Source organism: Bacteroides fragilis NCTC 9343 (assembly GCF_000025985.1).
Taxonomy (GTDB): domain Bacteria; phylum Bacteroidota; class Bacteroidia; order Bacteroidales; family Bacteroidaceae; genus Bacteroides; species Bacteroides fragilis.
Genome location: NC_003228.3, coordinates 675,423 through 687,965, shown reverse-complemented (window position 1 = coordinate 687,965; position 12,543 = coordinate 675,423). Strand labels below are relative to the sequence as shown.

The 12,543-nt window shown below is 42.9% G+C and carries 7 protein-coding genes; 1 reads left to right on the top strand and 6 read right to left on the bottom strand.

From position 1 onward, the window contains the following. Nucleotides 1-9: 9 nt before the first annotated feature. The 6 genes from BF9343_RS02675 to BF9343_RS02650 all read right to left on the bottom strand — a co-directional run bounded on the left by BF9343_RS02675 (nt 10) and on the right by BF9343_RS02650 (nt 12,170). Complete coding sequence (locus tag BF9343_RS02675) at nt 10-2,937, bottom strand: glycoside hydrolase family 2 TIM barrel-domain containing protein (protein WP_010992102.1); 2,928 nt, start codon at nt 2,935-2,937, stop codon at nt 10-12. A gap of 18 nt (nt 2,938-2,955) precedes the next feature. Beyond that, nucleotides 2,956-4,524 (bottom strand): RagB/SusD family nutrient uptake outer membrane protein, encoded by a 1,569-nt coding sequence (locus tag BF9343_RS02670; RefSeq protein ID WP_010992101.1) that lies wholly within the window; start codon nt 4,522-4,524, stop codon nt 2,956-2,958. Nucleotides 4,525-4,536: 12 nt separating this feature from the next. Continuing rightward, a complete protein-coding gene (locus tag BF9343_RS02665) occupies nt 4,537-7,818 on the bottom strand; it encodes a TonB-dependent receptor (RefSeq protein ID WP_010992100.1) in 3,282 nt (1,093 codons plus the stop codon). A 95-nt stretch (nt 7,819-7,913) separates the two neighbouring features. Further along, entirely contained in the window at nt 7,914-10,517 is a 2,604-nt protein-coding gene (locus tag BF9343_RS02660) for a glycosyl hydrolase family 95 catalytic domain-containing protein (RefSeq protein WP_010992099.1), read from the bottom strand. Between the two features lie 5 nt (nt 10,518-10,522). Continuing rightward, nucleotides 10,523-11,521, bottom strand: coding sequence for a FecR family protein (locus tag BF9343_RS02655; RefSeq protein ID WP_010992098.1), 999 nt, complete (start codon nt 11,519-11,521; stop codon nt 10,523-10,525). A 61-nt stretch (nt 11,522-11,582) separates the two neighbouring features. Further along, nucleotides 11,583-12,170 (bottom strand): RNA polymerase sigma-70 factor, encoded by a 588-nt coding sequence (locus tag BF9343_RS02650; protein ID WP_005801526.1) that lies wholly within the window; start codon nt 12,168-12,170, stop codon nt 11,583-11,585. Nucleotides 12,171-12,297: 127 nt separating this feature from the next. Here BF9343_RS02650 and BF9343_RS02645 point away from each other — a divergent pair, with 127 nt between their 5' ends. Continuing rightward, nucleotides 12,298-12,537 (top strand): hypothetical protein, encoded by a 240-nt coding sequence (locus tag BF9343_RS02645; protein ID WP_010992097.1) that lies wholly within the window; start codon nt 12,298-12,300, stop codon nt 12,535-12,537. Nucleotides 12,538-12,543: the final 6 nt, after the last annotated feature.

Below are 12,543 nucleotides of genomic sequence, written 5' to 3'. Positions count from 1 at the left end.
TTTTTTCATTTATTGATACAATGTAACTTCAGCCAATCCGGCTGCTCCCTCCGAGCTTTTCTCAATGGTAAGGCGCATATATTTCAGTTCCTTACCGATCTGCACAGGCTTAAAATCCCATCCGGTACATTCTCGTTCGTATAGAGTCTCCCAATTCTTTCCGTCGATAGAAATTTCGACTTTATGGGTATAAGTAGAACTATCCTTCTGAAAACGAATCCGACTGGCAAACACATTCACAGATCGTTCCAATTCAAGTAGAACGATCTGGGGCTGAGATTCATCATCAGCAATCCACCATGAAAAATCATCTCCATCTGTAATATGAGAAGCCTCATAGCGTTTCTGTTCCGAAGTAGCCTCAACCCGAACCACTTTTAACGGAGTTTTTGTACGGATGACGTTTTCCCAAGCAGTAGCCTTTACAACAACTCCCTCTTCTTCATCTCCGGAATAGGGAACGTGATACCCTTCAGGTACAAATACCCCGTCGTATCTCCGGGTTACAATTTCCCGGGTGTCCCCCCGGAGTCCGTCTGCCGTAACCGAAATATGAATTTTACCGGGACGACAAGTCGTTCGTATCAGCGCATATCCTACTCCGCCTTCCACCAACTGGGGATTAATCCCGATACGCTCTATTCCATCCCCGATCAGACTTCCCTCACCGGATACGGAAATATGTATCCGGACATCCGATGTATTGACAAGAGTACCATTTGAATCACAGACCTTAAAGTAGACAGGAATCATATCCGATCCGTCCGCCACAGGTTGTATATTCTCTTCCTTCAACCAGATTTTGACCTGTCGAGGTTGTTCCGGAGTGCGTACACTGTGGGTAGCAACGACTTTTCCATCTACTATCCCTTCTGCCACTAATTCACCGGCCTCATAAGTACCGGCATTAAAAACATAACAGGGACTCCCACCTTTTTCTACAATGGAACGATAGAGAGGAGTACGCTCCTTACGCATCTGTTTTCCAATCAAATGATGATTACGGAAAAGGCGTACTTCGTCACAATTGGAAAATACGGTGATCTCATTTACTGACGAAACATAACGTGAAGCAGTGTTTTGTGATGCAATAAATACCATCGGCCCATCATATAATCCCGGTTGGGATATTTCTTTATCACGCATGCTCTGCATCATATAGTAACTGAACTTAGGATATCTGTTTATATCGACTATCCCACAAAACATGGTTTCCTGCTCTGCTCCACGTGCATAATCATTATAACTCCACAAAAAATGTCCTCCCATTCTGGGATTAGCATCAAGCATGCACCAGTCGAAATATCCATGCCCGTTAAGTTGCAAAAAACGCCCTCTGCACTGTTTCAATTGCTCTTCTTCATTTTCCATCAGGCTTACCCTAGGTTTTTCTCCTACTCCGTCACCCCACTCACGACAAAACAAAGGTTTCACTGCGATCTGGTCCTCCGGATAATTACTCATCACATCACCGTCTTTTGGAAAACGGGATACCTGTTTATAAAAAACATCGAAACAGTCTACCCGGTCTGCATGTCCAAAGTAGTCGCCGGCAGTGTACATCTGATCTCCGGGATATTCGATATGTGCTATAGCATATAGATTCCGGGCTATCTCTGCCGGATAGCGGCTTTCATTAAGCGCTGTTTCCCATAGTATGACGGAAGGGTGATTCCTATCCCGACGAATCATTTGCTTCCCAACTTCATAAAGACGGGAAATGAATGTAGAATCGTTCTTGAAATACTGCCATCCGGGGATACACTCCACTACCAGCAACCCGTACTTATCACAAGCAGCCAAAAATGCAGGATCCTGCGGATAATGAGCTGCTCTGACGGCATTGCATCCGCCCCGCTTCAAATCGATCACATCTCTTTCTTGCATAGAATTAGCAGCTGCATCTCCTATATGTGCAAATGCCTGATGGCGATTGGCTCCACGCAGATAAAGTGATTCGCCATTAATATAGAAACCTCCGTCGCGGGTATAAGCAATAGTACGTATACCTATGGATTCAGTATGACAATCTACAACCTTACCGTTTTCAACAATCTCATTTTGCAACGTATACAAGTTTGGATCATAGGGATGCCATAACGATGGATGTACTATTTCCAGATTTTGCTCCAGATGAATGGCCTCACCGGCTGACAACCGAAAAGGAGTCAATTGACAGGCCACTATTTTTCCACTCTTATCTATCAGTTGTGTACGAAGTTGGGCTTTCCTCTTTCGTTTCCCTTCGTTTCTGACATGAGCCTTAACATGGGTCACGGCTTTTTCTTTTCCGACTACCGGATAAGTAACAAAGATGCCTCCTCCAGCTACCTCTTCCTCTTCTAAAGCATGAGTGATATGTAACGGATCACTGATAACCATTTCCACATCTCTATAAATCCCGCTATAGTAATAGAAGTCCATACCTGCCTGTGGTTTTCCAGGAGGTGTAAGTGGATCATATTCGGCAGAAACCCGAACTGCCAGCAGATTGTCCCGGTCCCAGTTTATCCGGGTAGTAATATCTGTTACAAAACCGACATAACCTCCCCGATGAGCACTAATCTTCTGTCCGTTCAAATAGACTTCACAAGCATTCATGACTCCTTCAAACGAAATTTTTATTTGTTTGTCTTTGTATTGTGACGGTACTCTGAAAGTACGTCGATACCACCCGACTCCATCATAAATAATATCTCCTCCACAATGCTTCTTCTCTAATTGCATAATATGAGGGATGATAGCTGCTATCCAACCGGAATCATCCAAACCGGGCTGCCCACCGCTTTCAACTTCTCCCCGATGAAAAGCCCAACCGGTATTCATGTTCAACACCACTCTTGCCTCTGCCTCCCCTGCCAATGCAGGGAAGGAGCAGAATACAAGCATACTACAGAAAAAAAATATCCTGAAAAACATCTCTGTTACCTTAACCATATATCAAATAGAGAGAAATTAATAATGGGGATTTTGTACAATTGCCGGAGTGGCATCAATCACTGTCTGCGGAATAGGCCACAGATAATGCTTTGCCGGATCAAATTTCCGGTTCTCAACAAAAATTCGTTCATTTGTCAATGAAAGGGCACCGGTTACAGGATCGACCGTTCCAAGTAAACAACCATATACCTTCCCGTTCAACACTTGTTCACCGATTTTCCAACGGCAAATATCGAACCACCGAAGTCCTTCCATAGCAAGCTCCACACGTCTTTCTCTTCTGAGTAATTCACGCAATTTCTCCTGACCGGTATATCGGGTCCTGTCTACAACCGGCATTTTAGCACGGGTACGTATGTCGTCCAAAATATCGTAAACGGAATTATCAATCTGATTCAGCTCTATTTTACATTCGGCATACATCAACAGCACTTCTGCATAACGCATAACAATGGCATTCATACCACAATCCCACATATCTGCATAATCAGACAAATCGTCCACATATTTACGAACTAGATATCCTGTTTTAGAACGTCCGTAGGGAGCATAATAATCTCCATTCGGATCTTTCACATCGATTGGGTCATAACGTTTTCCTTCGTATAGATTTCCCGGAGCTAATACGGTAACAGCCAAACGAGGGTCTCTGTGCAGGTAAGGTTCTTTCGGATCATATACCTCAGACTCTTCGATTGTTTTTCCATCTTCACACTCAAAAGCATCTACCAGTGATTGAGTAGGATTGATAGAACACCATCCGCCCACACTGGCCGGAGGCAATACTCCCAAAACCCAGTTACCGTACAGGCTTTCTACATATTGTACATCCAGAATAACTTCCGAATTATTTTCATTCGCAATCTTAAACAAACCTTTATAATCAAGAAACAGTTCGTAGCCCAATCCCATTACTTCGCTACAAGTAGCCATACAATCATCATACTGATGTTCGAACAGTTCCAGACGAGCTTTCAGTGTCAAAGCTGCACCACGAGTTATACGTCCGACATCACTTCCGGAGTAAGATTCGGGAAGTTGCGGAGCGATCTCTTTCAGTTCTTTCAAGATAAACTCAACCACTTTCGCTTTCTCAGTACGTGGCAAATTGGCATTTTTAATTTCAAGAACGGAAGTTACCAAGGGCACATCACCATAATGCGCCACTTTCTGAAAATAATCCCATGCACGCAGAAAACGTACTTCGGCTATCAAGCGTTTGCGTAAATCTTCATTCATTTCGGGGCGATGGATATTCTCCAGGAAATTATTATAGCGAACCATGTTTCCATACCCCATATAGCTATAACCCGGATCGGTCGGGGTCGCTGTACCTGCAGCCTGTACCGCCCAGCCTTCCCAAGTAAAAGGATTATAAGCATTATCCGACGCACAGTCGGCATAAATCACTTCATCCATAGAAAACCAACCATTATAACACCCTGTAGCTGCGGCCATGGCATCTTTTTCAGTTCTCCAAAAGGCTTCGTTTGAAGGTTTGTCCAAAGGATTCCGATCTAGAAAATCGGTACTACATGCCGAGAACAAAGCGGCAAACAACAAACTATATATTATCTTTTTCATATGTATTATCTATCAGAAAGTAATGTTTAAACCAAATGTATTTGTTTTGACCTGAGGATAAGAGCTTCCTCCTTCGGGTGATTCCGGATCGAACCCTTTATCAAATTTGGTAAAGGTAAGCAGATTCTGCCCGCTATAATAAACTCTGATTCGTGAAATTCCCATCATATTACACCACTCTTTTGGAAGTGTATATCCCAACTGGAAGTTCTTCAAACGTAAATATGAAGAGTTGACAATCCAGAAAGAAGAGGGATTATAAATACTGTTGTTCTGGCGATAAGAAGAGAATGCTCTCGGAAACTTACCATTCGGATTGGTTTCAGCATCCCAACAATCACGATACATATAAGAAGGCTTTCCCTTAGCTCCAATCATTTCACCTACTACACCCGGACCTGCAAGATAGCCTTGCACATCAGCTGCTCCCTGGAACAGAAAAGTAGCATCGAGTCCTTTCCATTCGGCAAACAGATTCAAGCCAAATGTCCACTTAGGCATGGTGTTACCAATGTAGACACGGTCTTCTCCATCGATTTTTCCATCGTTATTAATATCACGGTACTTGATGTCGCCCGGTGCTGTATCAGTGCCGGGAATCGTTGCGCTATTAGCAACCTCTTCTTCAGTTTTAAAAAGTCCCTCGGCAATGTATCCTCCGATAGAGTTGATGGCATATCCTTCCTGGTTGAAATATTTACCACTCCAAATGCGTGCACCACCATTCTTCAGGTCCATCACTTCATTCTTATTATATGCGGCATTTGCCGATACCTGAAAATTCCAGCCATGAGTATTCAATTTATAACCTGCCGTTATCTCCAAACCGGTATTCTTTACTTTACCTGCATTTTGATAAGGTGCATTTAAACCATATAAGGTACTTACGGGTAATTTCATCAGAATATCATACGTCAATTTGCGGTATCCTTCGATAGATAAAGTATATTGATTGCCCAGAAACCCCATGTCAAGTCCAAAGTTCAAAGTCTCGGTAGTCTCCCAGATCAAATTGCGGTTAGCTCCATCGACCGGTGCTACCCCCTGTACAACAGTTCCGCCAAACGAATAATTAGCCTGATCAAGTACAGATTGGTAAGAATAGTAAGAAATAGCCTGATTACCCAAAACTCCCCAGCCGCCTCTCAGCTTAAGATCTGACAACACATTACGGGTTCCTTCCATGAAAGGCTCATTAATAATTCGCCATGCACCAGAGAAAGATGGGAATACTCCCCAACGTGAGTCCTTAAAGATACGTGAAGTTCCGTCACGACGGATATTTGCCTCAACCAAATAACGATTATCATAGTCGTAAGTCAAGCGTCCGAAGAATGAACGCAAAGCATATTCATTAGCCGAACCATCTGCAGTCTGACCATCAGGTGAACCGGCATTCAACTCCCAAAGATCATTGTTCAGAAAGTTTTTCCGATATCCTTTTGTCCAGTCTTCACGGTAATATTCCTGTTCGTATCCTGCCAATGCACCTACAGTATGTTTTCCAAACGTATTGTTATAGCTGACCAAAGTCTGTAAGTTCAGTTTCAGACCATTTTTACGTTCATCAGTTTGATTGTTAGGTCCCTGATACTTTGTAGGCTCACCTGTTTTCCAGTTATAATATTGAATATCCTTAATGAATTTTTCATCAGAAATTGATTTATATTCGTAACCCACGATTTCCTGAATTTTCAACCCTTTAATCGGTTCATAACTTACATTTCCGATGGCTCTGGTAATATGCTGTTTGGTAGTACGTAAATTACCTTCTTCAATAAATGCAAGTGGATTACCATCATTGGCATATCCATAATATCCATTTGAATATTTATAAGGAATGAAAGGAGCTATCTGATTGATCTGCGAAAAGATGTTAGACATTTCACCGGTAAAACCACTCACCGGTTCTTGTGCCTCCCCATAAGTAAAAGAAAGATTCATACCTGCCGTGAACTTGCCCATCTTGGCATTCATATTGCCTCGCACCGAATAACGGTCATATTTAGCAATATCTATAATACCGTCCTGTCCCAAGTAACCAGCAGAAAACATATAGGTCATTTTATCCGTACCACCTGAAATTTCAGCGCGGTGGCTATGCTGCAAACCGGTCTTATAAAATAATCCCTGCCAGTCTGTATCCGGATAATTGTCAGGATCCGAACCATTTCTGAACTTTTCGATCTCTTCATCTGTATAGATCGGATTCTTTCCTTCGTTAACCATAGCTTTGTTATATAACTTCGCATATTCCCACGAGTGCAGATATTCAGGAAGAGCCGTAGGTTTCTGCCACCCCACATAGCCATCATAACGAAGCGTGGGAGCTTTATCTCCTCCTTTTTTAGTAGTAATCAAGATTACTCCATTTGCCGCACGCGAACCATAGATAGCAGCTGAAGAAGCATCTTTCAGTACCGAGATGTTCTCGATATCGCTGGGATCCACTTCATTTATGCTGGATACCGGCAAACCGTCTACCACATACATCGGATTAGAATTATTCAGAGTCCCGACACCACGTACCCGTATGGTTGTATTATCACTTCCCGGCTGCCCCGTCCCGGAGATAACCGTTACTCCGGGCAAAAGTCCCTGAATCGCATTCGAAACGTTTGTTACCGGACGATTCTGCAACGACTTGGAATCGACAGCAGCGACAGCTCCCGTTAAGTTTACTTTCTTTTGAACCCCATATCCTACTACAACCACCTCATCCAGGGTCTTCGTATCTTCCTTCATGATGATGTTAAACGCATCTTTTCCTTTTGTCGACACATCTTGTTGGAGATAACCGATATAACTGATAATCAAAGAAGCATTTTCCGGAACTTCCAGTGTGAATTCCCCATCCAGATTTGTTATCACCCCATTGGTACCGACTCCTTTTTCCACGACATTCGCACCAATAATCGGTTCGCCTGTAGCATCCTTCACCACTCCGGATACTTTTTTCTTTCGGGAACCGGACTGTTGGTCCGCTTTTTTTTCAATAAAATAAATCTTATTGTTTTTTATTTCAAAAGTTACCTTCGTTCCTGCCAACAGTTTAGACAATGCTTCATCCAGACTGGCATCTTTCACTTGAATAGAAATTTTGCGATTCACATCAATCAACTGATCGCTGAATACCAACCCCATTCCTGTTTGTGCTTTTATAGAAGACAGTATTTTTTCTACCTTCTCATTATTAAAATTCAAAGAAACTTTTTGTGACCATGCCGAAACAGTGAAGCCAAATAAAAGAACTCCTAAGAGCAACAGCATTTTCGTTCTGGTTCTTGTTTTCATTTCATACAGTATTAAATTAATTATTTTTATAGTTTATAAAAAGGCCTTTCTATATAAGCTAACACACCATCGAAAAGAAGGTATGAGTGCTATTTTTATTTTTCTGCAAAAAAAGATGCAGGGAAATGATAGGTCTTGCCCTTATGTAGTTGTACATGCCTTCTAACATCCCCACAAACCACCTCGTACCGTTCATTTTGCCGTGCATACAAAACAGCTTCTATCAATTTTCCCGCTTTCCAGGTAATGTCCAAAGTATGTCCTCCATAGATTTTTATACCTTTTATAGAACCATCGGCATAATCACAAGGCCAGGCCGGCAAAAGTTCTATTTTTCCCTTCTCGGTATAAACCAGCATCTCCATTAGCAGGCGTGGGATGCTCAAGACTGCATCCAAATTGTATACTTGATGTTCCGGATCATGTGAAGTGACCAATCCGTCATATAAATAATGACGACGACTGAAACGGTCCAGATTTGTTTTTACCTTATCTATATCGCCCAGACGCACTGCCTGAAGAGCCACATGAATTAATCCATGGGCAGAACCGGTATCGAAAGCAAAACGTTTGTTTAATGCGATACGTGCTGCATGTATAAGACGAGGATCTCCCTCCGACTTACCCAACTGCGAACCGGGAAAAACCGGATAGAGATGAGAAAGATGTCTGTGATTATATACGTCCTGATAAGCTTCATCAATCCATTCGGCCAAGGCTCCTTCGTCATTAATCCGGTAGGAAGGCAACCGTTGCAGGTAATTATTCCATTTAGCCAATTCTTTTTTGTCAGCACGAAATGTACGCCCCATCTCAAGAAGCAAACGGAACACTTCTTTAGCAATAGCAACATCCATTGTAGCATCTTTGCTCAACCAGGTGTCAGTCCCCGGAGGAGCATTCTCGGGAGAAACACTGGGGCAAATGTGATATAAGCTATCACCATCCATAGTCAAGTAGTCTTCATAGAAGTCGGCCATTTCCCTGTATAGCGGGAACACATGTTTCTTAAGAAAAGCCTCATTACCGGTCAGCATGGCATACTCATAAAAAGAACGTATATTCCAGCCGGCACCACCAGGCCAGCACATCCAGGGAAAAGACCGTCCGAAATGGGTGAGATATCCACTTTCCGGATCATTATAATGGGCAACAATAAAGCCTCTGCACCCCAGATAATTTCGCGCGTTCAGTCTCCATCCGGGAAGCAGACTCTCCACATAACCAATATAAGATTCCGCACATTCATGCAAATTGCCCATAGATGCTGCCGAGACGGCCAAGTTGATATTTGAATCCCATACAAAGCCACCGATCCATCCGGGTTTCCATCCTCCTCCCCAGATTCCCTGTAAAGGAGGAGGATACTTGCCGGATGAAGAAATAAGCAAATAACGTCCCATAGCATGAATCTGCTCAAGAAACAAAGGAGTAACCCCATGCTTATGAATATCGGAAAGCATTTTCTCTGTCGAAGTCGTTTTCCAATCGGAAGAACAGCCTAAATCCAATTGCATGCGGCGAAACATTTCGGCATGTTTCCGACTGTGAGGTAACAACAGAGTATTATAATCGAGCGGTAAACGTGACAACTCCCTTTGCACGGAAGGGCGTACCGACAAATTTGCATTCTCCAACGGAGTAATTCTCACAAGAACGAGTACCTCGTCAGCGTCTGCTATTCTCAAAGAATCACCTTCGGTAATCATACTTCCCCCTTTAAGAGACACTCGGGCCAATCCCTCATAACCACCGGCATCATATTTGTAAGCGGCACGGTAAGATAACCATCCTGAAAATGCTTCTGTACTCACCGATGAGAAAGCACTATCCAGATTATGCTCAAAATGAACTCCTTCACGTCCCGGAGTCTCCTTAAGCCCCAACACTAAATTTATCTTTCTTTGTCCGGTTGCTTTCAGACGGAGCACATTGACATTATGCTCTCTGGATGAGAATACAGATTCCGTCACTCCTCCTCTTCCACCCCAAAAGGCGGAAGTCTCACCCGTTTCCAGATCAAGTTGTCTTCTATAGCCATTCTCTGCCTGTAGAGTGGTATCGGTATACCGAATGCACAGATCAAAAGCTGGATGGGGTATAAGAGGCCAGCGCTGTACGGCTCCCATAGCAACCAATTGCCGGTCAGCTTCATCGGTCATCAACTCATCTGCTGCATCGCTTCTCCCGGATTCTATCAACCGGCGCACTTCCGGAAGAAGCGAAGCTGTTGAAGGAACCGCTACTTTATGACGATCCCATCCTCTTATAAACAATTCCTCGTGGACACAGATTATTCGTTCCGATCCCGGTTGCCCCATCACCATCGTCCCGTGGCGGCCATTGCCGGTGACAAATGCATCCTGCCATGATGTGGCAGGTTTCTCCGCCCAAACCACCCATCGTCCGGACGAAACAGAAGAAGATGGATGATGTACCGTACCGTAAGTAGTTGACAATGACAGACAGGCCATCAAAAGTGTAAACAGATATTTCATATAAACACATATTTGCTGTGATATCTCTTGTGTATAGATATCCGGTTCATACTTGAAATTAAATATTCTTAAAGGCCCTTTTACTACATAAGCTAACACCCCATCCGAAAGAAAGTATGAGTTTCCATATAAGAGCTTATCTAAAAAAATAGATGCAGCTCCTGAACAGGGTCTGCATCTATCTATAGAATAATAATTCAATCAATCTATTTTTCCTTCTGAATTTCGAATCCCCCATCTTCCGTTTGCAAGAAACGTATCCATGAAACCGCTTCCAAATCACGCAATACATCGTCCACATTCACTTTGCTGGTAGATAGAGTAAACCTGTTATTCAATAGGGTGGAATCACGCACCACAAAATGAACATCATACTGCCGTTCCATGACCTTTATAATATCTCTCAGCGGAGTAAGATAAAAATTCAGGCTATTGGAACGCCAGGATGAAATCTGGCTCATATCATCCGGTTTGGTTATCTGGCAAATTCCGGATGTCCGGTTGTATTCGGCACTTTCACCCGGTACAAGAGGATATTCCTTGTTCTTGGTATCTTTCAACAGCACGCCTCCTTCTTCCAAGGTGACCCATACATTGGGTTCTGACGGATATGCCTTTACATTAAATTTAGTTCCGGTGACCTTTACTTCAACACCTTTCAAATCGATGATAAACGGACGCTTCTTATCCTTAGCGACCACAAAAAAGCCTTCTCCCCATAACTCCACACTCCGACTGAACAGACCGAACTTCTTGGGATACCGCAAACGGGTATCCGAATTCAACTGTATAACTGTTCCATCTTGCAGAACAACCTGCATTTGCTCTCCGCAAGGAACCTTTAATTCAGCATATTCTGTGGCAGAAAAGACTCCGGTTCTGTCAGCCAGAAACCAAAGAAATATACTAAGGAATAAAAAAGGAATCAATACCGCTGCCGCTATCAGTCCGCGACGATAAGAAACTATTTTTTTCTCAGGTTTTATTTGCCCGATGAAGCGTTCCCGCATCCGTTCTTCCGGCACCGGATGGTCTAACCATTCCCGGGCCCGTTCTTCGGTGAGCCGTGCAGACTCGCTCTCCAAACGCCCCGACAAATATTCGCTACCCTCTTCTGTAGCAAACCATTCCGCAACCAATCCCGCTTCTTCCACAGAAGCTTCGTTATTGAGCACTTTATCTATAATCGCATCATCTATTTTCATTTCGACTTTTCTTTATCTAATAATAAAAACACTTCATCAACTTAAAAGTATGAGTTGCTGCTCACTCTAAAAAATGAATCCACAATACATGAAGTAATACAATTAACGATTCAATCTCCGCACGGAGTATCTTAATGGCCTGAGTATAATGGGACTTTACGGTAGGCACCGTGATATGCATCTCGTCCGCTATTTCCTGGTTAGAAAGTCCTTTTTCTATTTTCAGGCGGCATATTTTCTGTTTTTGAGGAGGTAGTTTACCGATGGCAGTCCGAAGATGTTCCCTGAAATCTTTATCTTCAAAATTCTTCAGAAAACTGTCATCCGCTTCTTCGTTCCGTTGAGCCATCTCGTAATGCTTTTCAAAGACAATCTGCCGATGTCTCAACTCGTTCATAATGTAGTTTTTCAGGATGGTGAACAACAGGCTTCTGATGCCGGATTGAAATTCAAAACTGGAACGTTGCTCCCACAATTTCATAAAAGTATATTGCACTGCGTCTTCAGCCTCTTCACCTGATTTAAAATACCGATAAGCCAGCGCATACAACAAGCGGTTATACCGTTCGAAAACAGTAACAAAAGCGTGCTCGCTGCCTTTACGGAGTTCAGCATACAGTTTCTGGTCAAAATCTAAAAATTGATTCATTATCGAATATTTCTCACTTGGTGATCTAAGGTCCTGCTTTTAGAAATGGCAAAGATAAGAAAAAACAGTTTGAACCTTATCCTCTTTGAGAATGTTTTAACTGTAGAATCTTAAAACAATAACGGTTATGGAGAAATATCTTATTCACAGTAATGAGCTGCACCTGATCGATCAAGAAAGAATCCACCAGGCAGTAGAGCAGATGGTAGAGTCATTGGATATGGCCGCCGGATCTACATTCAGTTTTGACCTTTACAAAGTGGTGGAAACCTATTTCAAGGATCTGGATAAACGGAGAGAGATAAACCTTCTGTTAGGCATCACAGACAACACGTATGATCCTACAGAAGATTTCGGAGTGTGTTAATTGGTT